The sequence below is a fragment of the Candidatus Pelagibacter sp. genome (assembly GCF_052048095.1).
Taxonomy (GTDB): domain Bacteria; phylum Pseudomonadota; class Alphaproteobacteria; order Pelagibacterales; family Pelagibacteraceae; genus Pelagibacter.
This window is the reverse complement of record NZ_JBNAKG010000001.1, coordinates 150,781-174,265: the sequence shown is the minus strand read 5'-3', so window position 1 is coordinate 174,265 and position 23,485 is coordinate 150,781. Positions and strand designations below refer to the sequence as shown.

General features: G+C 28.6%; 29 protein-coding genes and 1 tRNA gene. 13 read left to right on the top strand and 17 right to left on the bottom strand.

Going from position 1 to position 23,485, the window contains the following annotated elements; genetic code table 11:
• Nucleotides 1–61 precede the first annotated feature (61 nt).
• A complete protein-coding gene (locus ACTT9P_RS00895) occupies nucleotides 62–883 on the top strand; it encodes a phytanoyl-CoA dioxygenase family protein (protein WP_440908808.1) in 822 nt (273 codons plus the stop codon).
• A gap of 1 nt (nucleotide 884) precedes the next feature.
• On the opposite strand, the gene ACTT9P_RS00890 is transcribed toward ACTT9P_RS00895, so the two are convergent.
• Genes ACTT9P_RS00890 through fabA form a run of 4 tightly spaced genes read right to left on the bottom strand, consistent with a single transcriptional unit; the run spans nucleotide 885 to nucleotide 4,051 of the window.
• A complete protein-coding gene (locus ACTT9P_RS00890) occupies nucleotides 885–1,520 on the bottom strand; it encodes a hypothetical protein (RefSeq protein ID WP_440908807.1) in 636 nt (211 codons plus the stop codon).
• 31 nt (nucleotides 1,521–1,551) lie between these two features.
• Nucleotides 1,552–2,337 (bottom strand): enoyl-ACP reductase FabI, encoded by a 786-nt coding sequence (locus tag ACTT9P_RS00885; protein WP_440908806.1) that lies wholly within the window; start codon nucleotides 2,335–2,337, stop codon nucleotides 1,552–1,554.
• Complete coding sequence (gene fabB / locus ACTT9P_RS00880) at nucleotides 2,337–3,551, bottom strand: beta-ketoacyl-ACP synthase I (protein WP_440908805.1); 1,215 nt, start codon at nucleotides 3,549–3,551, stop codon at nucleotides 2,337–2,339. The genes ACTT9P_RS00885 and fabB overlap by 1 nt, the downstream gene beginning before the upstream one ends.
• Entirely contained in the window at nucleotides 3,548–4,051 is a 504-nt protein-coding gene (gene fabA, locus ACTT9P_RS00875) for a bifunctional 3-hydroxydecanoyl-ACP dehydratase/trans-2-decenoyl-ACP isomerase (RefSeq protein WP_440908804.1), read from the bottom strand. Before fabA ends, fabB begins: the two co-directional genes overlap by 4 nt.
• A gap of 74 nt (nucleotides 4,052–4,125) precedes the next feature.
• Between fabA and ACTT9P_RS00870 the strand changes: the two genes are divergently transcribed.
• The 4 genes from ACTT9P_RS00870 to ACTT9P_RS00855 all read left to right on the top strand — a co-directional run bounded on the left by ACTT9P_RS00870 (nucleotide 4,126) and on the right by ACTT9P_RS00855 (nucleotide 7,161).
• Entirely contained in the window at nucleotides 4,126–4,554 is a 429-nt protein-coding gene (locus tag ACTT9P_RS00870) for a Fur family transcriptional regulator (protein ID WP_440908803.1), read from the top strand.
• A gap of 106 nt (nucleotides 4,555–4,660) precedes the next feature.
• Nucleotides 4,661–5,077, top strand: a complete 417-nt coding sequence (locus ACTT9P_RS00865) for a rubrerythrin family protein (RefSeq protein WP_014953887.1) — start codon at nucleotides 4,661–4,663, stop codon at nucleotides 5,075–5,077.
• Nucleotides 5,078–5,233: 156 nt separating this feature from the next.
• A complete protein-coding gene (locus ACTT9P_RS00860) occupies nucleotides 5,234–6,565 on the top strand; it encodes a (Fe-S)-binding protein (protein ID WP_440908802.1) in 1,332 nt (443 codons plus the stop codon).
• 2 nt (nucleotides 6,566–6,567) lie between these two features.
• Complete coding sequence (locus ACTT9P_RS00855; protein ID WP_440908801.1) at nucleotides 6,568–7,161, top strand: DUF3501 family protein; 594 nt, start codon at nucleotides 6,568–6,570, stop codon at nucleotides 7,159–7,161.
• On the opposite strand, the gene ACTT9P_RS00850 is transcribed toward ACTT9P_RS00855, so the two are convergent.
• Genes ACTT9P_RS00850 through ubiE form a run of 6 tightly spaced genes read right to left on the bottom strand, consistent with a single transcriptional unit; the run spans nucleotide 7,154 to nucleotide 12,252 of the window.
• Nucleotides 7,154–7,588 (bottom strand): SH3 domain-containing protein, encoded by a 435-nt coding sequence (locus tag ACTT9P_RS00850; protein ID WP_440908800.1) that lies wholly within the window; start codon nucleotides 7,586–7,588, stop codon nucleotides 7,154–7,156. The genes ACTT9P_RS00855 and ACTT9P_RS00850 overlap by 8 nt on opposite strands.
• Before the next feature lie 12 nt (nucleotides 7,589–7,600).
• Nucleotides 7,601–8,338 (bottom strand): HesA/MoeB/ThiF family protein, encoded by a 738-nt coding sequence (locus ACTT9P_RS00845; protein WP_440908799.1) that lies wholly within the window; start codon nucleotides 8,336–8,338, stop codon nucleotides 7,601–7,603.
• Nucleotides 8,335–8,772 carry a dUTP diphosphatase gene (gene dut, locus ACTT9P_RS00840; protein ID WP_440908798.1) on the bottom strand — a complete coding sequence of 146 codons (438 nt, stop codon included), beginning with the start codon at nucleotides 8,770–8,772 and terminating at the stop codon, nucleotides 8,335–8,337. Before dut ends, ACTT9P_RS00845 begins: the two co-directional genes overlap by 4 nt.
• Complete coding sequence (gene coaBC, locus ACTT9P_RS00835; RefSeq protein WP_440908797.1) at nucleotides 8,772–9,971, bottom strand: bifunctional phosphopantothenoylcysteine decarboxylase/phosphopantothenate--cysteine ligase CoaBC; 1,200 nt, start codon at nucleotides 9,969–9,971, stop codon at nucleotides 8,772–8,774. The genes dut and coaBC overlap by 1 nt, the downstream gene beginning before the upstream one ends.
• A gap of 8 nt (nucleotides 9,972–9,979) precedes the next feature.
• Nucleotides 9,980–11,548, bottom strand: a complete 1,569-nt coding sequence (gene ubiB / locus ACTT9P_RS00830; RefSeq protein ID WP_440908796.1) for a 2-polyprenylphenol 6-hydroxylase — start codon at nucleotides 11,546–11,548, stop codon at nucleotides 9,980–9,982.
• Entirely contained in the window at nucleotides 11,548–12,252 is a 705-nt protein-coding gene (gene ubiE, locus ACTT9P_RS00825) for a bifunctional demethylmenaquinone methyltransferase/2-methoxy-6-polyprenyl-1,4-benzoquinol methylase UbiE (protein WP_440908795.1), read from the bottom strand. Before ubiE ends, ubiB begins: the two co-directional genes overlap by 1 nt.
• 33 nt (nucleotides 12,253–12,285) lie before the next feature.
• Here ubiE and mutM point away from each other — a divergent pair, with 33 nt between their 5' ends.
• The 4 genes from mutM (at nucleotide 12,286) to dnaN (ending at nucleotide 16,266) form a co-directional block, all read left to right on the top strand.
• Complete coding sequence (gene mutM, locus ACTT9P_RS00820; RefSeq protein WP_440908794.1) at nucleotides 12,286–13,146, top strand: bifunctional DNA-formamidopyrimidine glycosylase/DNA-(apurinic or apyrimidinic site) lyase; 861 nt, start codon at nucleotides 12,286–12,288, stop codon at nucleotides 13,144–13,146.
• 51 nt (nucleotides 13,147–13,197) lie between these two features.
• On the top strand, nucleotides 13,198–13,458 hold the full coding sequence (rpsT, locus tag ACTT9P_RS00815; protein WP_440908793.1) for a 30S ribosomal protein S20: 261 nt from the start codon (nucleotides 13,198–13,200) through the stop codon (nucleotides 13,456–13,458).
• A 287-nt stretch (nucleotides 13,459–13,745) separates the two neighbouring features.
• Nucleotides 13,746–15,164 (top strand): chromosomal replication initiator protein DnaA, encoded by a 1,419-nt coding sequence (gene dnaA / locus ACTT9P_RS00810; protein ID WP_440908792.1) that lies wholly within the window; start codon nucleotides 13,746–13,748, stop codon nucleotides 15,162–15,164.
• A complete protein-coding gene (dnaN, locus tag ACTT9P_RS00805) occupies nucleotides 15,154–16,266 on the top strand; it encodes a DNA polymerase III subunit beta (protein WP_440908791.1) in 1,113 nt (370 codons plus the stop codon). The genes dnaA and dnaN overlap by 11 nt, the downstream gene beginning before the upstream one ends.
• Here the strand turns inward: dnaN and ACTT9P_RS00800 are convergent.
• From ACTT9P_RS00800 to argH, 3 genes are all read right to left on the bottom strand, one after another.
• Nucleotides 16,253–16,960 (bottom strand): lysophospholipid acyltransferase family protein, encoded by a 708-nt coding sequence (locus ACTT9P_RS00800; RefSeq protein WP_440908790.1) that lies wholly within the window; start codon nucleotides 16,958–16,960, stop codon nucleotides 16,253–16,255. The two genes, dnaN and ACTT9P_RS00800, sit on opposite strands and share 14 nt — an antisense overlap.
• An 8-nt stretch (nucleotides 16,961–16,968) precedes the next feature.
• On the bottom strand, nucleotides 16,969–18,183 hold the full coding sequence (gene lysA, locus ACTT9P_RS00795) for a diaminopimelate decarboxylase (protein WP_440908789.1): 1,215 nt from the start codon (nucleotides 18,181–18,183) through the stop codon (nucleotides 16,969–16,971).
• Between the two features lie 118 nt (nucleotides 18,184–18,301).
• Complete coding sequence (argH, locus tag ACTT9P_RS00790; RefSeq protein ID WP_440908788.1) at nucleotides 18,302–19,693, bottom strand: argininosuccinate lyase; 1,392 nt, start codon at nucleotides 19,691–19,693, stop codon at nucleotides 18,302–18,304.
• A 24-nt stretch (nucleotides 19,694–19,717) separates the two neighbouring features.
• On the opposite strand from argH, the gene ACTT9P_RS00785 reads away from it, so the two are divergent.
• On the top strand, nucleotides 19,718–20,227 hold the full coding sequence (locus ACTT9P_RS00785; RefSeq protein WP_440908787.1) for a TlpA family protein disulfide reductase: 510 nt from the start codon (nucleotides 19,718–19,720) through the stop codon (nucleotides 20,225–20,227).
• On the opposite strand, the gene ACTT9P_RS00780 is transcribed toward ACTT9P_RS00785, so the two are convergent.
• Nucleotides 20,224–20,427: a twin transmembrane helix small protein gene (locus tag ACTT9P_RS00780; protein WP_440908786.1), complete on the bottom strand. Its 204-nt coding sequence runs from the start codon at nucleotides 20,425–20,427 to the stop codon at nucleotides 20,224–20,226. The genes ACTT9P_RS00785 and ACTT9P_RS00780 overlap by 4 nt on opposite strands.
• Before the next feature lie 51 nt (nucleotides 20,428–20,478).
• On the opposite strand from ACTT9P_RS00780, the gene ACTT9P_RS00775 reads away from it, so the two are divergent.
• Both ACTT9P_RS00775 and ACTT9P_RS00770 read left to right on the top strand, forming a co-directional pair.
• A complete protein-coding gene (locus ACTT9P_RS00775) occupies nucleotides 20,479–21,123 on the top strand; it encodes an alpha/beta hydrolase (protein ID WP_440908785.1) in 645 nt (214 codons plus the stop codon).
• Nucleotides 21,124–21,171: 48 nt separating this feature from the next.
• Nucleotides 21,172–21,738, top strand: a complete 567-nt coding sequence (locus ACTT9P_RS00770; protein ID WP_440908784.1) for an HNH endonuclease — start codon at nucleotides 21,172–21,174, stop codon at nucleotides 21,736–21,738.
• Here ACTT9P_RS00770 and ACTT9P_RS00765 read toward each other — a convergent pair.
• From ACTT9P_RS00765 to ACTT9P_RS00755, 3 genes are read right to left on the bottom strand one after another with little or no spacing between them, the layout of a single operon-like run.
• Nucleotides 21,735–22,277 (bottom strand): demethoxyubiquinone hydroxylase family protein, encoded by a 543-nt coding sequence (locus ACTT9P_RS00765; protein ID WP_440908783.1) that lies wholly within the window; start codon nucleotides 22,275–22,277, stop codon nucleotides 21,735–21,737. The genes ACTT9P_RS00770 and ACTT9P_RS00765 overlap by 4 nt on opposite strands.
• Nucleotides 22,261–22,722 (bottom strand): disulfide bond formation protein B, encoded by a 462-nt coding sequence (locus ACTT9P_RS00760; protein WP_440908782.1) that lies wholly within the window; start codon nucleotides 22,720–22,722, stop codon nucleotides 22,261–22,263. Before ACTT9P_RS00760 ends, ACTT9P_RS00765 begins: the two co-directional genes overlap by 17 nt.
• Nucleotides 22,723–22,726: 4 nt before the next feature.
• Nucleotides 22,727–23,332, bottom strand: a complete 606-nt coding sequence (locus ACTT9P_RS00755) for a YqaA family protein (RefSeq protein WP_440908781.1) — start codon at nucleotides 23,330–23,332, stop codon at nucleotides 22,727–22,729.
• 64 nt (nucleotides 23,333–23,396) lie between these two features.
• On the opposite strand from ACTT9P_RS00755, the gene ACTT9P_RS00750 reads away from it, so the two are divergent.
• Nucleotides 23,397–23,481, top strand: a tRNA-Leu gene (locus ACTT9P_RS00750).
• Nucleotides 23,482–23,485: the final 4 nt, after the last annotated feature.

The window sequence follows — 23,485 nt, the reverse complement described above, 5'->3', positions numbered from 1 at the left end:
TTGGGGCACCTGGCAACAGAACGCCCCTTTTACAAATCTATAAATTTATTAATATATCCAAATGATTAATTTGGAATTAAATCAGACTTTAATTGATCAATTCAACCTTGATGGTTTTATTATTTTAGAAGAATTTATTGATAGAGATTTTATTGAAAATTTAAAAAGCAGATTTGAACCATTATTTAAAGGTAAATTTGAAACAGGAATTGAACCAGATGAGTGGAATTGGAAATTCGGCAAAGACCCAATCGATGTAACTAGACAAATTTGTAATGGCTGGAAATCTGATAACTTAGTTAAAAGCTTTGTATGTCATGAAGTAATTGGAAAAACTTGTGCAGAATTAATGAATTGGAAAGGTTCAAAATTAATTCAAGATAATGTTTTATGGAAACCTCCTGGAGGAAAAACTCTAGGTTATCATCAAGACGCTGCATATGATGATTGGATTATTCCACAAACCATGATGACTTGCTGGATGTCTTTAGACGATACAAAAAAAGAAACAGGTACCCTTGAGTATGTCAAAGGTTCTCATAAATGGAGTTTGCAGCCACCAAAAGGTGAATTTCATTCACCTGCTGATTATCGCAAACAACTAAAAAATTTTGCAAAAAAAAATCAAAAAGAATTAGATATTGTTTATGTAGAAGTACCAGCTGGTGGTGTCGCTTTTCATCATGGATATATGTGGCACGGTTCAGGTGTAAACACTTCAAATAAACATAGAAGAGCAATTGTTTCTCATTGTGTACCCTCAGATGCTAAATTTCATCCAACAAATAATGGTGGTACTGCTAAAACTTATAAGAAATATAAAAAAGAAGATACTGATAAACTACCAGATGAGTTTTTTCCTTTACTTTGGAAGAGAGATTAAATTACGATTTTAAAGTACAGTGACTGTCTTTAACAATACAGCCAGCTTTTTCCATTTCATCATCAAATATTCTTGGATGATTTTTTGCATATTTATTAAATAAATAGTTATGAAAATATGGTCTAAACTTTCCATCATCTGTAAATGCACCAGATTTGTGACCATCCGAAACAATTGTTTTCATTAACTTGCCGTCGTTATCATATAGAACCGTTTCACCATAACAATTACAAAAATAACTTCTATTTTTTGATGGTTCTAAATCTACAAAAATTGTAGTTCCTCTTATACCTATAGTTCCTTGAGGAATTTTAACTTTTAACTCATCTTTTTGTTTGCTGAATACTGCATGAACAGATCCTTTAATAACTTCAGTAAGTTTATTTGAAATAAATTTTAGCTTTGTTTCTGGTCTTACGAGATAAAAATCATCTTTGACCTTAATTATTGATTTCTCACTTTTTGTTTCGATAATATTGTCATTTAAATCATTAAATCCATTGCTTGCAGATTTTGAGTCTATAAAAAATTCTCCATTAAGAATTTTATTTCCATTATCAGCCAATACTAATACAGGGTTAAGTCCCCAAGCTATAAGAGCAGTTGTTACTGTCTTGCAAAAATCTCTTCTGTTCATAAGTGTTTTATATATAAGTTTTTTTTAAATTTTAAGAAATATTTTTTGGATCTGGCATTCCTACCTTGTTATATCCTGCATCAACATAATGAATTTCACCTGTGACACCATTAGCAAGATCACTTAAGAGATAAAGAGCTGAATTTCCTACATCATGAATATCTACATTTCTTTTTAAGAAAGAATGATCTTCATTCCATTTATACAAAAATTTAGCATCACCAATTGCAGAAGCCGCCAGTGTTTTAATAGGCCCAGCACTTATTGCATTCACTCTAATCCCTTTAGCTCCCAAGTCTCTAGCAAGATATTTAACGCTTGCTTCTAATGCTGACTTACAAACACCCATTACATTATAATTTGGGATTGCCTTAGTTGATTCGTATGTAAGAGTAATCATACTTCCATTTGGTTTCATGATTTTTTGAGCCTCTCTTGCTACTTCAGTAAATGAGAAACATGAAATTAACATACTTCTTAAAAAATTATCTCTTGTGGTATTTAAATACTCTCCAGATAATTCAGACTTATCAGAAAATGCAACAGCATGAACCACAAAATCTATTTCACCCCAAGATGATTTTATATCTTCAAAAAGTTTTATAACTTCTTCTTGTTTTTCTACATCACAGCTAAATGTGACATTTGAATTTAATTTTTCAGCTAATGGAACAACTCTTTTTTTTAAAGCATCTCCAAGGTATGTAAATGCTAGTTCAGCTCCAGCCTCAGCTAGTTTTTGTGATATACCCCAAGCGATTGAACGTTCATTCGCTACTCCCATGATTAATCCTTTTTTTCCCTTCATCAAACTCATTATTCTACCTTTTCAAATATTAATGCTGCATTAGTGCCACCAAATCCAAAGCTATTTGACATTACAGTATTTAATGTTGCACCAGTTTCAGTTTTTGTAATTATAGGAAATTTTTTAGCTTCATCATCCATTTCATTGACATTAGCTGATCCCGTAATGAAATTATTTTTCATCATGATCAAACAATAAATCGCTTCATGAACTGATGCAGCTCCTAGTGGATGACCTGATAGAGATTTGGTTGAACTAATTTTTGGAATTTCTGTTCCAAAGACTTCTTTAACTGCATTAAGTTCAGTAATATCACCAACTGGAGTTGATGTTCCATGAGTGTTTATATAATCAATTTTATTTTTTGTTGTTGCAAGAGCCATTTTCATACATCTAACAGCACCCTCGCCTGATGGAGCGACCATATCATAACCATCTGATGTAGCTCCATATCCAGTAAGCTCAGCATAGATTTTTGCACCTCTAGCTTTTGCATGTTCATATTCTTCTAAAACTAAAACACCAGCACCACCAGCAATTACAAAACCATCTCTTGTTTTATCGTAAGCTCTTGATGCTTTTTCAGGCGTGTCATTATATTTTGATGACAATGCTGTCATTGCATCAAACATGGCTGTCATGGCCCAATGAAGTTCTTCGCTTCCCCCAGCAAAAACAATATCTTGCTTTCCCATTTGAATTAATTCGCTAGCATGTCCTATACAGTGACCACTAGTTGCACAAGCAGAGCTCATTGTGTAGTTAACACCTTTTATCTTAAAAGGTACAGCTAGAGTTGCAGAGGCTGTACTAGCCATTGTTCTTGGAACAATAAATGGCCCCATCAACTTTGGAGTTTTTGCTCTTGTTTTATCAACGGATAAAACAACATTTTCAATTGAAGGTCCGCCAGACCCCATAACTATTCCAGTTTTAAAATTACTTACTTGATTATCTTCTAATCCAGAATCTTTTACTGCTTCCTTCATAGCTATATAATTATAAGCAGAACCAGACCCCATAAATCTAATAGTTTTTCTATCTACATGATCTTCAAGTTTGATATTAGGTTTTCCGTGAATATTACTTTTTAAGTTATGCTCTTTATATTCTTCCGCGAATGAAATTCCGGATTTTGAATTTAATAAAGATTGATGTACTTCATCTTGATTGTTTCCTAAGCAAGAAACAATTCCTAGACCTGTTATTACTACTCTTCTCATGATTTAAATAACCCCACTTTTAAATTTTCAGCTGAATATATTTTTTTACCATCTGCTAAAACAATACCATTAGCCAAACCAACAGTAGTTCCACCTGGTGACATAATTTTTTTCATATCAATCTCATAATTTACCAGTTTTATATTTTGTAATACTTCTCCTGTAAATTTTACCGTTCCAACTCCTAAAGCTCTTCCTTTGCCAGGATTACCTAACCATCCTAGAAAGAATCCAACTAGTTGCCACATAGCGTCAAGACCTAGACAACCTGGCATAACAGGATCCTCTTTAAAATGACATTCAAAAAACCATAGATCTTTCTTCACATCAAGTTCCGCAGACAATGAACCTTTGCTGAATTGCCCGTCAGCGTCATTTATTTTTGTTATTCTGTCAAACATAAGCATTGGAGGAAGTGGTAGTTTTGCATTTCCAGGGCCAAATAACTCCCCATTTCCACATTTTATAAGGTCGTCATAGCTGAAAGAGTTTTTTTTCATAAAATTTGAACTCCCTTAATACTTGATTTATTTGTAATATAATATAGAAATAGTTTAGAATAATTATAATTAACATGACTAAAAACGTTGATTTTATTGATAAATTAAGAAAATCTGGTTTAAGACCGACAAGACAAAGACTTAAAATTTGTGAGGTTTTGTTTGATAGAGAAAACACTTTTCATTTTACTATTAACGACTTAACCAAAATTATTAGCGAAAAACTAAGTGAAAAAATTTCACTTGCTACTGTGTATAACACAGTACATGCCTTTAAAAACAAAGGCTATTTAAAAGAGATTTCAATTAACAGTGATAAGAGTTATTTTGATACGAACACCACTGTACACCATCATTTTTTTGACGAGGATACGAATGAGCTTATTGATTGTGATGAGAGTGATCTGGAACAAGTAAAAATTAAAAAAAACATTACTGGAAAAAAAATAAATTCAGTTGAAGTTCTAATTAAAGTTGCGAGTGATTATCAAACTCAAAAATAGTCCAATAATTTCAATTATTTAAAAAATACATTAAAATCATTCTAAACTGTTGACATACAATTTAGAATGATTATATGTTGTTCAAATTTAATTTAAGGAGAAAATAATGTCTTTAAAAGGAAGTAAAACAGAAGAAAACTTAAAAGCAGCATTTGCTGGTGAAAGTCAAGCTAACAGAAGATACCTTTATTTCGCTCAAAAAGCAGATATCGAAGGTTACAATGATGTAGCTACAGTTTTCAGATCTACAGCAGAAGGTGAAACTGGACATGCACATGGTCATTTAGAGTACCTAGAGCAAGTCGGCGATCCTGCTACTGGCAAACCAATTGGTGAAACGAAAGCAAATCTTGCTTCAGCTATCGAAGGTGAAACACATGAATACACTGACATGTACCCAGGTATGGCTAAAACTGCAAGAGAAGAAGGTTTCGAAGAAATTGCAGACTGGTTTGAAACTTTAGCAAAAGCTGAAAAATCACACGCTGGTAAATTCCAAAAAACTTTAGAATCTATTAGCTAATAAATTTTCTTAGTGGGCATTAAATATGCCCACTAAATCTTAAATAAAAATTTTTACAAAAATGATAGAGCAAATTATACAACTGTTTAAAGATTGGTTTAATGAGCCGGCATTAATTGTGTCTTTATCATTAATATTAATTACAAATTTAATTATATGAGCAAAGAAGGTAGTACAGAAGCGCCTATTAGACATCCAATAGATTTTAAACATCCAGATTTCACTAATCCTGAGAAGCTGGATGCAGAAATGAGAAGAGTTTTTGATATTTGTCATGGATGTAGAAGATGCTTTAATTTATGTGACTCATTTCCAAAGTTATTTGACATGATTGATGAGTCTAAAGATGAAGATGTAGAAAGCTTATCAAGCGATCAGTTTGCACCTGTCGTAGACGCTTGTACTTTATGTGATATGTGTTTTATGACCAAGTGTCCATATGTGCCACCACACGATTTTGATTTAGATTTTCCACATTTGATGTTGAGATATAGAACGGCGCAAAAAAAATTAGGAAAATTGCCAGCTATTCCTAGACAATTAGCAGAGATAGATAGAAACTCAAAAATAGGAGTATTACTTTCAGGATTAATAAATTGGGCCTCTGATATTAAAAATAAGTTTTTTAGAAAAATATTAGAAATTATTGCAGGAATTGACGTTAGAGTTCAATTACCCAAATATAATTCCGAAACATTTTCAAATTTCTTTAAGAAAAATAATCATCAAATAAAATTTGATGACAAAAATAATGATAGGAAAGTGGTAATCTACTCTACTTGTTTTGTTAACTTTAATAAAAAGAATACAGGTGTAGCCGCTCTTAAGGTGTTAAAGAAAAATGGCGTTGAAGTTCAAGAGGCATATCCAGGTTGTTGCGGAATGCCACTTTTAGAACAAGCGGATTTACCAAAAGTTGTAGAGCAGGCAAAAAAAGTTTCTGCAGACTTAGTAGAATGGATTAACAAAGGGTACAAAGTTGTAACATTAACAGCTAGCTGTGGCTTAATGCTTAAATTTGAATGGCCTTTATTATTACCAAGTGATGAAACCGTAAAAAAATTATCTGAAAATGTAATGGATATTGATGAGTACGTAGTTGATATAGCTAATAACGAGGGTTTAGCTGAGGGTTTACAAGAAATTGATGGTGGGGTAACAGTTCATCATGCTTGCCACGCAAGAGCTCAAAATATGGGTATTAAAGCGAGAGATATGCTTAAACTAATTCCAAATGTAAAAATTGATGTAGTTGAAAGGTGTGCTGGCCATGGAGGAACATTTGGTGTGATGAAAGAAACTCATGATTTAGCAAAAAAAGTTGGAAGACCAACAGCACGACAAATTAAAACTAAAAATAACAAATACATGGCATCTGATTGTCCATTAGCTGGCAAGCATTTAAAACAATTAGAAGCTGATACAAATATAGCCAACGATGAGGCACTACATCCTATCGAATTAATGGCTAAAAGTTATAAATTATAATTATGCCCAAAGATAAAAGAGAAATAACCAAAGAAGATATAATGCCTTTGGACACCTATACTAAAAATAGAGGTGAACTTAGAAAGAATATTGTTGATTTTAAAAAAGATAGAAGAGTTCCACTAGGACCTTACGCAACTTTTTATTTTGAAAGTTACGAAACGATGTTAGCTCAAATTCAAGAAATGCTTTACATTGAAAAAGGAGGCGACGAACAATTAAAAGATGAGTTAGCAGCTTACAATCCTCTAGTTCCTAATGGTAAAGAGCTAACCGCAACATTAATGTTTGAAATAGATAATCCAATCTCAAGAGCTGCTTTTTTAGGCAAAGTAGGCGGAATAGAGGAAAAAGTATTTATGAAAATAGATGGCGATATAGTTAAAGCAGTGCCAGAGGAAGATGTAGACAGAACATCAGCAGACGGTAAGGCATCATCAGTTCAATTTATTCATTTTCAATTGAGTGAAGAACAAATAAATAAATTTAAATCTAAATCGTCTTTAATAGAATTAGGTATTGATCACAGCGAGTATTCGCACACAACGAGACTTACTGAAGCAACAGTGAGCTCTTTATCTGCTGACTTTAATTAATTGATCCCCAAATATTATTGGTTTTGATCCAACCAGAATAATTTTCTGTTTTAACTTTACACCAATTGTTTACACATTTATTGATTACTAATAATCGTCCAGATATAATTTTCGCAATTGGTTGAGAAAATAATGTTGGTTCTGAAAACAAAACTTTGTCCTCTAAAATTATTATTGAATTAGCTTTCTTAAGTTGAGAGACATGTATCCAGCCACTATTATTTTTTAAATCAATAATTCTTCTAAAATTTTCTTTTTGGTCAATTTGTTTTATAGGTAGGTTAATTTTGTTATAAACATATTTTACCTGAAAATTAAAACCTGGTCCGTATCTAACATTTACTTTATTTTTTTTTAATGAAAGAAACGTTTCTTGTGAAAAAACAACCGAAGGAAAAAATAGGATAAATAAGACCAATTTTATCATAATTAAATAAACTTATATTTTTTTAAATTTTACTTTTCGGAAATTTAAATTTAATAAATCTATAATTAATATTTCATTTTTTAAATTTTGACCTATTTCAATTATCATCTTTATTGCTTCATTTGCTTGTATAGCGCCAATTATTGTTGCAGTAGTCCCTAGTACTCCTTCAAACTCACAATTGAGAATATCATCATTTATTTCTTCTTCTTGGTAAAAATCTCTTAAAGATGCAGTTTTTTTTATTTTAAAATTAAAAGTAAAAACGTGACCATCAAATTTACTAATGGCACCAGTTATTAATTTCTTTTTATATTTCAAACAATTATCATTTACTAAAAATTTAGTCTCAAAATTATCAGATCCATCAATAATTAGATCATAGTTTTTGATTATTTTTCCAATATTTTTTTTATTTAATCTTTTTTTGTACGTTGTTATTTTTACATTAGGATTAATTGCTTTTAATTTTTTTGCAGCAACGATTACTTTAGATTTGTTAGTGTCATTTGTATTGAATAAACTTTGTCTATGAATGTTAGAAAGATTAACAATATCATCATCAATTAGTCCAATATTACCTACACCAGATCTCACAAGATTTTCTGCTGCAGGACAACCCAATCCACCAACACCTACAATTAAAATGTGAGCAGATAGAATTTTTTCTTGTCCTTTTGCTCCTATGTTTTTTAAAACTAATTGCCGCGAATATCTCTCAATTTGAGATTTTTTTAGTTTTTTTTTCATTTTCCAGTAGAGCCAAAACCTCCCTCACCTCTTACTGTATCTGGCAGTTCATCAGTTTCTTGTAATTCCATCTTAATAATTGGTGTTAATATCATTTGAGCAATTCTATCACTATTATTTATTTGGAAATTTTCATTGCCGTGATTAAATAAAATTATTTTGAGCTCTCCTCTGTAATCACTATCGATAGTTCCAGGCGTATTTAAAACAGTAATATTATTTTTAGCAGCTAAACCTGATCTAGGACGTATTTGTATTTCATATTCTTCTGGAAAAGCTAGAGATAAACCAGTTGGTACCAAACAAGATTTGCCAGGTTCTAATTCTATTGGTTGTTCAATGAATGCCATTAAATCCATACCAGACGCACCATTTGTTTTATAAGACGGCAATTGTACAGATGGACTTAATCTTTTAATTAAAACTCTAACCATTAGTTTAAATGATTAATAATTTTTTCAACAATTTCATCTGAAATTTCAGATTTATGTTTATAAGATAATTTTTCTTTATTTCCCTTTTTAAAAAAAATTGAAACTTCATTGAAATCTGAGTTAAACCCAATGTTTTTATTAGATACATCATTTGCAACTATCCAATCACAATTTTTATCATTAAGTTTTTTTATTGAATAATCTTCTAAATTGTTAGTTTCTGCCGCAAAACCAATCACGAGTTTAGGTCTTAAAGAATTATGATTAGAAACATAGTTAAGAATATCCATATTTTTTTCTAATTTCAGACTTAAATTATCTTGCTTCTTAATTTTAACTTTTTGTATATCTTTTACTTTATAGTCTCCGACAGCCGCAGAGAAAACAGCAACATCAGCAGGTAAGCTATTCTGAGTTGCTTTAAACATTTCTTCTGCTGTTTCAACTTTTATTAAATTCACATTATCATCTACCTCTAAATTAGTTGGACCTGAAATTAAGGTAGTTTCAAACCCTTTATTAGATAAGGATTTTGCAATTTCATAACCTTGTTTACCGCTTGATTTATTTGTGATGTATCTCACAGGATCAATATACTCGTGAGTAGGTCCAGCAGTAACTATTGCTTTGTACTTACTGTTTGAATTTAAAGTATCAAAGTAATTATTTAACTCTTTTAAAATTGATGTAGGTTCTGACATTTTTCCTTCACCGTACTCACCGCAAGCCATATCTCCTATTTCAGGTCCTATCAATTTGTAATTATAAGATTTAAGTTTTTTAATATTATCTTTGGTAGATTTGTGTTCCCACATTCTAACATTCATTGCAGGTGATATAAAAATTTTTTTATTAGAAGCAAGCGCAACTGTAGAAGCTAAATCATCAGAAATACCATTAGCTAATTTTGAAATTGTATTAGCGGTTGCTGGAGCAATTAATATTAGATCTGACCATCTAGATAAACTTATATGATCCATCTCAGCCTCATCTTCTAAACTAAATAGATCTTGATAAACTTTTGATTGAGACAAAGATGTAATCGACAAAGGAGTGACAAATTCACTTCCACTCTTTGTTAAAATTGTCTTAATATTAACTCCATTCTTTTTAAGAAGTCTTATTAATTCAAGACTTTTGTAAGCAGCTATACCCCCACAAATGATTAACAATACTTTTTTATTTATCAAACTTTTCATTGTGCGAATTAAAATACTAATAGACCTAAAATTACAAGGAGTAAAAACCCAATAACTGTTTGGTTTCTAAAAGCTAACATTTCAGATTTTTTATCATTTAATGCATTATACGAATTTGAGTTCTGTGGTATTTGACCATTAGCAAGAAACGTTAATGCTTGATTAGCCTTATCCATTATTTCAGGAAATTCTGGCAATCTCTTAATAACTTCAGAAGTGGTATCTAAAGTTTCATTAAGTGTCTTTATTGGATCTTTAGTTTCTCTAAGCCAACTTTCTAAAACGGGCTTAGATGTTGTCCATATGTTTGTATTTGGATTTAATTTTCTTGCAACACCTTCGACTACTACCATAGTTTTTTGAAGCATTAGTAGTTGAGGTTGTGTTTGCATATTAAATTTTTCAGTTACATCAAATAATTGTTTCAAAAGTTTTCCACCTGAAATATCTTTAACTTCTTGTCCAAAAATTGGTTCACCAATTGATCTTAATGCTTGAGCTAAATCATCAATAGGAACGTCTGGTGGTACAAGTCCTGCTAAAAGGTGTACTTCAGCAACTTTTTTATAATCTCTTTGTATAAAACCAAATAAGATTTCAGCTAAAAATCTTTTGCTCATTTTGTCTAATCTTCCCATGATACCAAAATCTATAGGAACAATTTGGCCCGAGGTATCAATGAAAACATTTCCTTGATGCATGTCAGCATGAAAAAAACCATCTCTAACAGCATGTCTTAGAAAATGTTGAATAATGTCCTCAGCAATTTTATTTGTATCTATATTTTGTCTTTTTAGATCTTCTGTTTCTCTTATAGAAACGCCATCTACCCAATCTAAAGTCATTACATTTTCACTAGTATAGTTCCAATATATCTTTGGCACTCTAAAACCAGCATCATTTTTAGTGTTTTCAGCATACTCATTAGCGGCAGCTGCTTCAAATCTCAAATCCATTTCTAGATTAGTAATTTCTTTTAATAAAAAAACTACATCTACTAATTTTAACCTTTTTGTTTTTTTAATTACTGACTCGATTAAAAAAGCGAATAGCATCATTGCATCAATTTCTTCATTAAATACTTTTTTTATGTTTGGTCTTAAAATTTTAATTGCTACATCTTTAATTGTTCCATTGTCATTTATCTTGGCTTTATGAACTTGGGCAATAGAAGCAGCTGCAACTGGATCACTAATATCAATTATAGAATTATAAGTATCATCTCCCAGATCTCTTTTTATAATTTGTTTTGCATCATCTATCGAGAATGGAGGAAGTCTATCTTGAAGACTTTCTAATTTTTTAGAGAGTTGCTCACCTATTATGTCTGGTCTAGTTGCTAAAAATTGACCAAGTTTAATAAATGTTGTCCCTAAATTTTCTAATGAATCTGATAGTCTTTCACCAGCATCTTTATTTATGTCAGAATTTTTTTTGTCTGATAAAGAAAAAGCTAATAATTTAAAAATAATGGTAATAGCAAGGGGTGGTTTTTGAAATTTCGATGCGATATCAAGAATGTCAGATTTTGCAACTTTTCTACCCAATTTAAACAATGTGAAAAGTTTTTTTATCATTAAATTTTCCAACCGCTATGTATTGAGACAATTCCTCCAGATAAATTTCTATAACTACATTTTTCAAATTTATTTTTTTTCATTAATTCCAGTAATTCTTCTTGGTTTAAAAATTTATCAATACTTTCAATTAAATATTCATAGGGTTCTTTTTCACCAACAACATATTTTCCTATAATAGGAATTAATTTTGAATATTGTTTGTAAATAAAATCTAGATTTTCATTTTGTATTTTAGAAAATTCTAAACAAAAAAATCTACCACCAGGTTTTAAAACTCTAAAAGCCTCTGATAGCGACTCATCTAAATTTTTTGTATTTCTTAGCCCAAAACTTATTGTATAAAAATCAAATGAATTTTCTTTAATAGGGAGTTTTTCAGCACTAGAAATAACCCAGTTAATATTTTGATAATCTTTAAGCTTTTCTTTTCCTATAGAGATCATTCCTTTGTTTGGGTCTATACAAGTTATAGAGTTTTTTTTGTCTGTATTATCTAAAAAAAGTTTTCCAATATCACCAGTACCGCAAGCAACATCTATTAGGTTATTTTTTTTTGATGGATTCATCATATTGATTAAATTCTTTTTCCAAGATCTATGGATACCCAATGACATGAAGTCATTCATTAAATCGTATTTATCAAAAACCTGATCAAATACACCTTGGACTAAACCTTTTTTATTTTGAAGATTTTGTTGCATTTTAAATTAATTATTCCATTAATATAATATTAAATGCCAGAATTACCAGAAGTAGAAGTTGTAAGACAATCATTAGCTAAAAATGTCACCGGAAAAAAAATTAAGAAAATTTTAGTCAGAAATAGAAAATTAAGATTTTTTTTAGATTCTTCATTTGAAAAAGAATTAAAGAACAAATTAGTTAACAAAATTAGTAGATTTTCAAAATATTTAATAATCGAATTAAACAACAAAAAATTTTGTATTGTTCATTTAGGTATGTCAGGTACAATTCACATCATTAAAAATAAAGAGGAACTTTTTACTAACACAAGTTTCTATAATTCACCTAATTTACCAAAAAAACATAACCATGTAGAATTTGAGTTTAGTGATTTAAAACTAATTTATAATGATCCTAGAAGGTTTGGCTTCTTTCAAATAATTAAGAATCAAAAAAAATTAATAGATCGTTTTAAACTTTATGGACCAGAACCTTTTGATAAAAATTTCAATTTAAAATATGTAACTGACTATTTTAAAGATAAAAAAAAAGATATCAAAAATTATTTATTAGATCAGAAATTCGTTTCAGGAATTGGAAATATTTATGCAAGCGAAATATTATATTTATCAAAGATAAACCCTTTAACCTCAGTCAATGATTTGAGTAAATCACAACTTAAAAAGTTAATAATCAATTCCAAAAAAATTTTATTGAATGCAATAAAAAAAGGAGGTTCAACTATTAGAGATTTTAAAAATACCTTAGGTATTTCAGGCAAGTTTCAAAAAGAATTTAAAGTTTACGGTCGAGAAAAACTTAAATGTAGAAGGTCTAATTGTAGTGGTATAATTGTTAAAATTGTTCAGGCAAATAGATCTACTTTTCTTTGTAAAATATGCCAAAAATAAAAAATATTATATTGACCGGGACAATATAAGCAGTTATACCCCTGCAAAATTATGGCAAATACTAAATCTGCAATTAAAAGAATAAGAAGAATAGCTAAACAAACAGCTGTAAATAGAGCACGAAAGAGTAGATATAAAAATGCTCTGAAAAAAATGAACGTTCTAATTGTAGATAAGAAAAAAGATGAAGCTTTAAAATTCTTACCTAAGTTGAATTCTGAGCTTATGAAAATTGCTAAAACAGGTATTATTAAAAAGCAAAATGCATCTAGAAATGTTTCTAGAATTACAAAAAAAATCTCGGCTCTTTAAAAAATTATACCCCCAGTTGTTACAACTATTAATCCTACAATATCTGATAAATTAAATTTTTTAAAAACTACATTTAGATTTAGTACAGAAACTATAATTATATTTTAGAAATTTCACTAAAAAAACTTATATTTTTTTAATGCATAAAAAAAATTTTTGTCAAAAAAAAATTTTTTATGTGACAAGAATTTTTACAATCTAAGATTTTATTTATTTTATTTTATCTTTAATAATTTCTTGCAGTTATATTTTTTTGGTTCTAAATGATTTTTTTCCAAAAAAAAATTATGAATAAAATGTTTACACCAAACAATTTAAACCAAATCAATTCTGAAAAGTTAGATTGGGAACTTATTCAATCAGAAATGAAAAACAAATTAGGAAGCGATATTTACGAAAGTTGGTTAAAAAAAATTGAGTTTGTAGATGAAATAAATAATTACATTTTATTATCAGTCCCGACAAGATTTATAAGAGATTGGATTACCTCAAGATATTTAGATCAAATTTTACAAATTGTAAGAAATTATAAAAAAGAAATTCATAGAATAGAATTTAAAATAGTTGAAAAGAATATAATAAATGGTGAAGTTGATGAAATAAAATCAAAACCTATAAATGATGAAAATGTATCTTTTATTAAAGATTCATACCTTCAATATAACAGAATAGATCCTAATAAGAGATTTGATAATTTTATTACTGGTTCAAGCAATAAACTTGCTTATGAAGCTTCTCTAAAAGTATCTGAAAGTATAGCGCATTATAATCCTCTATATATTTATGGAGGTGTTGGCATGGGAAAAACACATTTATTAAATGCTATTGGATTAGAGCTTAAAAAAAACAACAAAGTCATGTTTATTTCAGCTGAAAGATTTATGTATCAATTTGTTAAATCTATAAAATCTAATGATATGGTGAAGTTTAAAGAATATTTTAGGAATACAGACATTCTTTTAATTGATGATATTCAGTTTATGAACGGAAAAGAAGCAATGCAGGAAGAGTTTTTTCATACTTTTAATGCATTATTAGATAAAGGATCTCAGATAATTGTTTCTGCTGATAGATCACCAAATAAGCTCTCAAGAATACAAGAGAGAATTAAATCAAGGTTCTCAGGAGGTTTAGTTGTAGATATTCAAAAACCTGATTATCAGCTAAGAAAAGAAATTGTAGCAAAAAAGACAGAAGAAATGACTTCTTTATATTCTGATCAAAAAAAAATATCACAAGATATACAAGATTTTATAAGTAATGAAATTACTGGCAGTATTAGAGAGTTAGTGGGAGCAGTTAATAGACTGGTATCTTTTTCTAGAATTTATAACAAAATGCCAAATCTTAGTGAAACAAAAGTTGTTTTAAAAGATTTGCTTAATATCTCTGAAAATAAAGTGACGATTGATCTAATCCAAACAATTGTATGTAAGTTTTTCAAGATCAGCAAAAATGAAATGCTATCTGCAAGGAGATCAAGATATTTAGTTAGACCTAGACAAGTAGCAATATATTTAACCAAGATTTTAACTTCAAAATCTCTGCCTGAGATTGGTCGTGAATTTTCAAATAGAGATCATACAACCATAATACATTCAGTTAAAACTGTAGAAAAACTTAAAGAAAATGATCCTGAGATGGTTGAGAATATTAATAAATTAAAAAATCAAATTTTATATAAAAACCAAGAAAATGAAATTTAATATTAATCAACAAGACCTGCAGCAAGCTTTAAATTACTGCCAAGGTGTAATTGAGAAAAGAAGTACATTACCAATTTTGTCTAATATTTTAGTTGATGCAAATAGTTCAAACTTAACAATAACAGCAACAGATCTTGATTTAATCTTCATACATCAAATTAAAAACGTAGAGATTCTCGAACAGGGAAAAACTACAACAACTTCATCTATCATGTATGATATAATTAGGAAATTTACATCTGGAAAAAAAATTAATGTATTTCTGAAGGATGAAAGTAAATTACAGGTTGAGTCTGATAAATCAGTATTTAACCTTAATTGTATTAATGCCTCAGAGTTTCCGTTAACAGATGAAAATTTTACTCAAAACGAATTCTTAATTAAATCAAAACAACTTTTGAAATTACTAAATAAATGTAAATTTTCAGTGTCTAATGATGAAACAAGACATTATTTGAGTGGAATTTTCTTACACCAAACAGAGGTAGAGGATAAAAATTATTTAACAGCAGCTGCTACAGACAGCCATAGAATGTCGATTTCTAAAGTTAGATTAGAAAATAAAATTGAGTTTGAGCCAATAATTCTACCAAAAAAAACAATTTTTCAACTTTGTTCTTTATTAGATAATTATGATGGAGACGTTAAGGTTTCAAATGCTAAATCTAAAATAAAATTTGAATTAGATAATAGCATTTTAATATCAAAATTAATTGATGGCAAATTCCCTAATTATATTCAAGTTATACCTAAAAATAATCAAAAAAAATTAGAAATTGATTTAAAATTATTTCTAGACTCTGTAGATAGAGTTGCATCTGTTTCATTAGATAAAAAAGATGGAGTAAAATTTAATCTTTCAAAAGATATGCTTAATTTATCAGTTAATAATACCAATAGTGGAGATGGAAAAGAGAGTATGAATGTAAATTTTGAACATGAATTAGAAATCAGTTTTAATTCCAGATACTTGATTGATGTTGCGTCCCAATTAGATGGTGAAAAAATTGAAATATATTTCAACGATACAGGTTCTCCAGCTTTAATTAAAGATCCAGGAGATTTTGATAGTATTTATGTCGTAATGCCTATGAAGGGTTAATTCTGTCTAGTTCAGAAAATATTACATTCTGAAGTTTATTCACAAATTCGTCTTTATTTAAACCCTGTTCAATTTTTTTAAGAATAGAAATTGTTATTATTTTATTTGGATTTTTTCTTCCTCTTTTTGGCCAAACATATCCAGAGTTAATTGCTATCGGTTGACAAGAAATATTTACTTTCTCGTAAATTCTGCCAGCACCTTTTTTAAATGGTGTTCTATCCTCAGGTAAAGCTCTTGTGCCTTGCGGAAATATTACTAGAGGCCTATCTGTATTGTTAATCGTCTTTAAAATATCATCTAAAAATCCAAGATTATCTTTTGTTATTTTATTTCTTTTTATTGCTATTGAGCCAATTTTTCTGAGGTACCATCCAAAGATTGGGATCATAAGTAGCTCATTTTTTAATATAAAGACTGGAGAGTTAAAAATTTTTTGGAGATAAAACGTTTCAAACATTGATTGATGGGATGCTGCTATAAAAAATTTTTCGTTTGAAATGATATTTTCTTTTCCTTCGATTTTTATTTTAACAGATAAGAATACTCTAAGACATATTCCTGCCCAATGACCCATCAATTTTCCACCTATTAGTACTATTTTCTGTGGTAAAAAAAATGATGGTAAAAATATTAGAGAAATTAATATTACACCTAAAAAGAAAAAAAATGAGAATAAAAAATTTCTTATCATTTCAAAAACTATATTAAGTCTTTGAGCTTTTGTCTCTTGTTTATAACTTTGAATTTTGAACCTTGAATTAGAATTTCTGGGGCTTTAGGTCTCATATTATAATTTGAGCTGAGAGACATACCGTAAGCACCAACATCGCAAATGATTACAAAATCTTTTTCATTTAATTTTTGAAAATTATTAACATTTAAAAACTTGTCTGTACTTTCACAAATAGGTCCAACAAACTCATAACTTTTATTAGCCTTTTGTTTTAATTTTTTAATGGGCAATATTCTATGTTTTGCTCCATATAAGGCTGGCCTCATAAGATCATTCATTGCAGCATCTAAAATTATAAAATCTTTTTGTGAGTTCTTTTTTATATATATAACTTTAGACAATAAAACAGCTGTGTTGCCAATTATTGATCTACCAGGTTCAAAAATAATTTTTGAATTATATTTTTTTACAAATTTTTGTATAGCTTGAGCATATTTTTTTAGGTTAAGTTTTTTATTTACTCCTTCATAATCAATACCCATGCCACCACCTAAGTCTATATAATCAAAATTATGATCACATTTTTTTATAACACGATCTAAAACTTTGAGCATTTTTTCATAAGGTTTGTGATTAAGTATTTGACTACCAATATGGACACTCAAACATTTCAATCCTAAATTTCTTGAAGATTTTACATAAGCAACTAAATCAATAAGTTTCTTTTCATCTACTCCAAATTTATTCTCTTTTTTACCTGTTGAAATTTGGCTTAAAGTTTTTGCATCTGTATTTGGGTTTAAACGAATTCCAATATTAACTTTTTTTTTAAGAGATTTTGCAATTCTTTCTATTTCAAAAATTTCACTTTGTGACTCTGTATTTATTAAAAGAATATCTTTACTTATGGCATATTTTATTTCTTCAGATGTTTTTCCAACTCCAGAAAAAACTATTTTTTTTGAAGATATTCCAGCTTTTAAAGCTTTCATTAATTCACCTACAGAGACTACATCGGCACCTAAGCCAAACTTTTTTATTTCATTTAGAAGTTTTGAATTAGTATTAGATTTTACTGCAAAGCAGATTAAGGGATTAATAGATGAAAAATTTTTTTTAAATTTATTTATGTTATCTTTTAATTTGTTGAATGAATAACAATAACAGGGTGTGCCAAATTTTTTAGCAATTTCTTCTGCTCTAACATTTTCAATTAAAAAATTTTCTTTTGAATATTTCATACTACACTAATAATTTTAGTGTCGTTATTAAGATTACTTTCTTTATAAACAGGATCTGCCTTTTTCCCGCATGAAGAAGTAATAATGCAAATTAAAATTAGCAAGGTTAATTTTTGTATCATAAAATTTTCTTATATTTCACTATCATCTTTTTTATATTACTAAAAGCGGTTCCTCCAAAAGATTTTTTTGAATTTATTGAGTTTTTTAAGTTAAAGATTTTAAGAACTTCTTTATTAAAATTTGAGTCAAATTTTTTTAATTCATCAAGTGTTAACTCATTTAAATTTTTTTGATTTTTTTCTGCATAATTAACAATTGTTGCTGTTAAATCATATGCTTCTCTAAATGATATTGAATGATTTTTTGTTAAATAATCAGCTAAATCAGTTGCTAAAATATATCCTTTTTCAGCTAACGTAAGCATATTTTTTTTATTTGGCGATAAATTAGTAATCACTTCATTAAGTATCTTAAGGCTATTGATGATGTTATCGTAAGAGCTAAAAACCAATTTTTTATCATCCTGTAAATCTTTAAAATAAGACATAGGCAATCCTTTTAAAATTGTAAGCATGGAAAATAAATCTCCATAGGACTGACCAGTTTTGCCACGTAAAAATTCTAAAAGATCAGGATTCTTTTTTTGAGGCATAATTGATGATCCGGTTACAACTTGATCTGAAAGATTTATTAGATTGAAGCCATCTGAATTCCAAATGATTAACTCTTCAGCAATTCTAGATATATGCATAGAGCAGACAGAGGATGAGTAGAGAAAATCTAACACAAAATCTCTATCGGAAACTGTATCTATAGAATTATTTGTTGGTTTTTTAAATTTCAGTTTCTTTGTAGTAAATTCTCTATCGATATTGAAAGACGTACCAGTAAGAGCTCCAACACCTAAGGGATTTTCATTTAAAAAATCTAAATTGTTGTTATATCTAATTTTATCTCGATTAAACATTTCGATATAAGCCATAAGATAATGTGCAAAAGATACAGCTTGAGCATTTTTTAAATGTGTGAAACCTGGCATAATTGTATCAATATTTTTTTCAGCCAATTTAATTATTGACTTAATGAGCTTATCTATTTCATCATTAATTTTTATTGTAGAGACCTTCATCCAAAGTTTGAAATCTGTAATAACTTGATCGTTTCTAGATCTAGCAATATGCAAATATCCCGCTTCCTCACCTATAATTTCATGAAGTCTTTTTTCTATACTCATATGAATATCTTCATATTCATTTTTAAAAATAAACTTATTATTTTTTATTTCTTTTTCGATTTTGTCTAAACCATAAATTATTTTATTTTTTATTTTGAAAGAAATAATTTTCTGCTTAAACAGCATTTCCACATGAGCTTTTGATCCAACAATATCTTCTTTATAAAGTTGTTTATCAATCGCAAGAGAGCTTCCTATTCTTTGAAATAAAGAGGAAGTCTTTTTTTTAATTCTGGTATTCCAAACTGCTTTATTGTTTTTTTTGTTAGTCATGTTATTAAATTATATCTTTTAATTATGAGAATTTTAATACTATATATATTTTTGGTTGCAAATGCTGTGGCATCAGAAAAAGTTCCCTCAAAAAACATTGTATTAAACAGTGAATTAAAAACATACGATAAAATCTCTTTTTTGGACGAAAATGATAGAGAAATTAATATCAACGAATTTAAAGGGAAATTAATTTTATTGAATTTTTGGGCAGTATGGTGTGCACCTTGCAAAGAAGAAATGCCCTCATTAGATAAACTTCAAATCAATAAAGATTTAGATAATTTAGAAATATTTTCGGTTAATGTTGGAAATGATAGTGTTGAAAAATCTAAAGATTTTTTTAAAGAGCTAAGCATTAAAAATTTGCAAATATATTTTGATCCAAAAATAAGTTTAGCAAGAACTTTAGCATTAAGAGGTGTGCCAACCTCAGTTTTAATAAATAAACAAGGAAAAGAATTTGCAAGAATTATAGGCATAGTAGATTTCGAAGATCCAGAGATAATTAATTGGTTGTCTAAATATAATTAGTTTTTAAAGAAATAGGCAAATCCAACCAAGACAACAATAGCAATAAATTGAAGCAAAACTCTTAACTGCATTAATTTATTAGAATATTTTTTGCTGGTACTACCACCTTTGAAAAGGGTTCCAATTCCAAGTATCAAAACTATCCCTACAGCAATAAGTAGAACTATTGATAATATTTTTACTAATACACTAGAAATCATTTACTTATATTTTAGATTGTTTTATGAAATATAAAACAAGAAATTACTAATATGACATTTTGCCTAAATACGAAGATTATTAAACCTGAAGAAGAAATAAAAAACGCAATAATATTGTTACATGGTTATGGAGGCGATGGAAACGATATAAGTATGCTTACTTTAAATTGGAAGCGACATCTTCCAAATACAGTTTTTATTTGTCCAGATGGTCATGAAAAATGTGAAATAAATCCAGTAGGCTTTCAGTGGTTTGACTTAACTAAAGATGATCCAAAATATATTTTGCAAGAGTCAAAAAAAGCAGAAGATGTTCTAAAGAAATTTATCTCAGAAGTTAAGGAGGAGTTTAATCTGGCAACAGATAAGATATGTCTATCAGGCTTTAGTCAAGGTTGCATGATGTCATTAAATGTAGGACTTACTTCAGAAGAAAAATTCAATTCAATAGTGGGTTTCTCAGGAAAAATAATCAATCAAATAGATTTGAAAGAAAGATTAAAAAATCCAACAGAAGTTTTTCTAATTCATGGTGAACTTGATGATATTGTTTCTCCAACATTTTTATTGGAAGCAAAAGATTTTTTAATGAGGGAAAAAATTAATATTGAATCGCATTTAGTAAAAAATTGTGGACATCATATCCCAATTGAAGCCTCAAGTTTAGCACTAAATTATATTTTAAAAAAAATTTAATATTTAAGTCATATTGAAAATAATTTTTAATTAAGTTATGCTTTTAGTATGAATTTTATAGAACAAGATGTTTCTTTAGAAAAATGTCCTGCTTTAGTTCTAAATGCAGATTATAGACCTTTAAGTTACTACCCTTTATCATTATGGTCTTGGCAAGATACAGTAAAATCAGTCTTTTTAGATAGAGTAATTATTGTGAGTAAGTATGATAGAGAAATTAGAAGCCCTTCTTTTAGTATGCAGTTGCCAAGCGTTATTGCTTTGAAAGATTATATAGTCCCTCAAGCAAAGCCAAGTTTTACAAGATTCAATGTTTTTTTAAGAGATAAATTTTCTTGCCAATATTGCGGGAGCAAAGATGAATTAACATTCGACCACTTACTTCCAAGATCGAAAGGTGGAGAAACAAATTGGGATAACGTTGTTACAGCATGCTCATCATGTAATGTAAAAAAAGGTGGTAAACTCTTAAAATTTTCTGGTATGAAATTAAACCAACATCCTTATAGGCCCTCAACAGAAGATCTTCATAAAAATGGAAAAAACTTTCCACCAAACTTTCTTCATAAAAGCTGGATGGACTATTTATATTGGGACGTTGAATTAGAAAATTAAATTTTTTCTGAAATATTAATTGCTATTTTTGATCCAGTTTTAATTATTTTATCCATAAGAGAATACAGTCCTTTTTTTGTAGCTCCTTTTTCATAAGCTATATCTTTATGATGTAATTCATCATCTCTAAATTTTTTTATTTTATTTTTAAGTTCTTTTTCATCAGACCCTAATTGATTAATTTGATCTAAATAGTGTTTATCTATAACTTCTTCAACTGAGGCAGTGCATAACATAGCAGCTTTTTTACCAATTATTGTAGAACCAAAACCCAACCCTACACCCAATAGATCCCATAAGGGTAATAATTTTGTAGGTTTAATGTTTCTTTTTTTAATTTCTTTTTCAAAAAATTCACAGTGCTCTTTTTCATGAACTCTCATTTCTTCTATTGTTTTTTTTAAACTTTCGTTTTTGATAATAGTGTTAAGAGCTAATAATTGACCTTCATAAATTTTAACAGCTCCTCTTTCGCCAGCATGATCTACTCTTATAAATTCAGTCAGTTTTTTTTGATCAGTTTTATTTTTGTTTGACATAAATTCTTAATAAAATAGCAGAAATAATTACAGATAATAATATATTATACGTAGTTAATGACAGACCTAGTATACGAAAAGTAACATTTTTACAGCTAATAGTCATTTTTTGTAATTCTTTTAGTAATTGTTCTTTATTAAGTGATACATTATCTGAAGCACTACATACAAATGACTCTTCAATAAGCCCTTGCTCTATCCCAAAATGATAAATAGATAAAATACTACCAGAGACAAAAATAATTATTAGAATCTTAATGAGATTAGCTTCTTTAAAGTTTAATTTGTAATAACTCAATATAATTAAAGCACTTAAAGCATAAGGGACTCTCTCTAAGATACACAAATTACAAGGCTGATGACCTAAAATATATTCAATAAAAAAGGCCGAACTTAAGGCTATTAATGAAATAGCTAAAATAGCATTATAAATTTTTTGGTTCATTTGCCTAAGATGTATGTTTTAAAATGTATATTACAACTGCGAATATAAAAACCAAAACAACACCTATAATAGTAAACCATTTGGAACCGTGTTTATTCATAAATTCGGTGAATAAATAACCAAACTTATAGGATAGAAAGGAAATTATAAAAAATCTTAAACCTCTAGAAATGATACTAACAATAATAAATATTAATAAATTAAATCCAACAAGTCCACTTGCAATAGTGAATACCTTGTAGGGTAATGGTGTAAAACCAGCTAAAAATAAAATTCCAAACCAAGCATAAAAACCAGTTCCTTCATTTAAATCATTTTTAATTTTAAGAATTTTATCTTCATAGCCATAAATACTTATAATTTCAGAAGCAAAATCAAAAAAGAAAGAGCCTAAAAAATAACCAAATATTCCACCAAGTACTGAAAAAATTGTTGCTATTAGAAAAATTTTTATAAATTCTTTCTTTTTAGCAAATACCATAGGAATAATCATAACGTCTGGCGGTATAGGAAAAAAAGAACTCTCAACAAAAGAAACAATACCTAAAAAAAACTTAGAACTTTTGTGTGCAGCTAGTTCTAAGCATTTTTTATATAAAGCATTAAGCATTGTTTTTTTGTTTTAAATTAAGTTTAGTTCTTATACTATTTAAACATTTTAATTTACTTTTAAAGGGCGAATGGCGGAACTGGTAGACGCGCACGACTCAAAATCGTGTTTCGCAAGAAGTGAGAGTTCGATTCTCTCTTCGCCCACCATAAA

What these genes read in the sequence shown, in the direction of transcription:
- ACTT9P_RS00895 (WP_440908808.1), top strand. Translation starts at nt 62, where the DNA reads ATGATTAATTTGGAATTAAATCAGACTTTAATTGATCAATTCAACCTT.
- ACTT9P_RS00890 (WP_440908807.1), bottom strand. Translation starts at nt 1,520, where the DNA reads ATGAACAGAAGAGATTTTTGCAAGACAGTAACAACTGCTCTTATAGCT.
- ACTT9P_RS00885 (WP_440908806.1), bottom strand. Translation starts at nt 2,337, where the DNA reads ATGAGTTTGATGAAGGGAAAAAAAGGATTAATCATGGGAGTAGCGAAT.
- fabB (WP_440908805.1), bottom strand. Translation starts at nt 3,551, where the DNA reads ATGAGAAGAGTAGTAATAACAGGTCTAGGAATTGTTTCTTGCTTAGGA.
- fabA (WP_440908804.1), bottom strand. Translation starts at nt 4,051, where the DNA reads ATGAAAAAAAACTCTTTCAGCTATGACGACCTTATAAAATGTGGAAAT.
- ACTT9P_RS00870 (WP_440908803.1), top strand. Translation starts at nt 4,126, where the DNA reads ATGACTAAAAACGTTGATTTTATTGATAAATTAAGAAAATCTGGTTTA.
- ACTT9P_RS00865 (WP_014953887.1), top strand. Translation starts at nt 4,661, where the DNA reads ATGTCTTTAAAAGGAAGTAAAACAGAAGAAAACTTAAAAGCAGCATTT.
- ACTT9P_RS00860 (WP_440908802.1), top strand. Translation starts at nt 5,234, where the DNA reads ATGAGCAAAGAAGGTAGTACAGAAGCGCCTATTAGACATCCAATAGAT.
- ACTT9P_RS00855 (WP_440908801.1), top strand. Translation starts at nt 6,568, where the DNA reads ATGCCCAAAGATAAAAGAGAAATAACCAAAGAAGATATAATGCCTTTG.
- ACTT9P_RS00850 (WP_440908800.1), bottom strand. Translation starts at nt 7,588, where the DNA reads ATGATAAAATTGGTCTTATTTATCCTATTTTTTCCTTCGGTTGTTTTT.
- ACTT9P_RS00845 (WP_440908799.1), bottom strand. Translation starts at nt 8,338, where the DNA reads ATGAAAAAAAAACTAAAAAAATCTCAAATTGAGAGATATTCGCGGCAA.
- dut (WP_440908798.1), bottom strand. Translation starts at nt 8,772, where the DNA reads ATGGTTAGAGTTTTAATTAAAAGATTAAGTCCATCTGTACAATTGCCG.
- coaBC (WP_440908797.1), bottom strand. Translation starts at nt 9,971, where the DNA reads ATGAAAAGTTTGATAAATAAAAAAGTATTGTTAATCATTTGTGGGGGT.
- ubiB (WP_440908796.1), bottom strand. Translation starts at nt 11,548, where the DNA reads ATGATAAAAAAACTTTTCACATTGTTTAAATTGGGTAGAAAAGTTGCA.
- ubiE (WP_440908795.1), bottom strand. Translation starts at nt 12,252, where the DNA reads ATGCAACAAAATCTTCAAAATAAAAAAGGTTTAGTCCAAGGTGTATTT.
- mutM (WP_440908794.1), top strand. Translation starts at nt 12,286, where the DNA reads ATGCCAGAATTACCAGAAGTAGAAGTTGTAAGACAATCATTAGCTAAA.
- rpsT (WP_440908793.1), top strand. Translation starts at nt 13,198, where the DNA reads ATGGCAAATACTAAATCTGCAATTAAAAGAATAAGAAGAATAGCTAAA.
- dnaA (WP_440908792.1), top strand. Translation starts at nt 13,746, where the DNA reads ATGAATAAAATGTTTACACCAAACAATTTAAACCAAATCAATTCTGAA.
- dnaN (WP_440908791.1), top strand. Translation starts at nt 15,154, where the DNA reads ATGAAATTTAATATTAATCAACAAGACCTGCAGCAAGCTTTAAATTAC.
- ACTT9P_RS00800 (WP_440908790.1), bottom strand. Translation starts at nt 16,960, where the DNA reads ATGATAAGAAATTTTTTATTCTCATTTTTTTTCTTTTTAGGTGTAATA.
- lysA (WP_440908789.1), bottom strand. Translation starts at nt 18,183, where the DNA reads ATGAAATATTCAAAAGAAAATTTTTTAATTGAAAATGTTAGAGCAGAA.
- argH (WP_440908788.1), bottom strand. Translation starts at nt 19,693, where the DNA reads ATGACTAACAAAAAAAACAATAAAGCAGTTTGGAATACCAGAATTAAA.
- ACTT9P_RS00785 (WP_440908787.1), top strand. Translation starts at nt 19,718, where the DNA reads ATGAGAATTTTAATACTATATATATTTTTGGTTGCAAATGCTGTGGCA.
- ACTT9P_RS00780 (WP_440908786.1), bottom strand. Translation starts at nt 20,427, where the DNA reads ATGATTTCTAGTGTATTAGTAAAAATATTATCAATAGTTCTACTTATT.
- ACTT9P_RS00775 (WP_440908785.1), top strand. Translation starts at nt 20,479, where the DNA reads ATGACATTTTGCCTAAATACGAAGATTATTAAACCTGAAGAAGAAATA.
- ACTT9P_RS00770 (WP_440908784.1), top strand. Translation starts at nt 21,172, where the DNA reads ATGAATTTTATAGAACAAGATGTTTCTTTAGAAAAATGTCCTGCTTTA.
- ACTT9P_RS00765 (WP_440908783.1), bottom strand. Translation starts at nt 22,277, where the DNA reads ATGTCAAACAAAAATAAAACTGATCAAAAAAAACTGACTGAATTTATA.
- ACTT9P_RS00760 (WP_440908782.1), bottom strand. Translation starts at nt 22,722, where the DNA reads ATGAACCAAAAAATTTATAATGCTATTTTAGCTATTTCATTAATAGCC.
- ACTT9P_RS00755 (WP_440908781.1), bottom strand. Translation starts at nt 23,332, where the DNA reads ATGCTTAATGCTTTATATAAAAAATGCTTAGAACTAGCTGCACACAAA.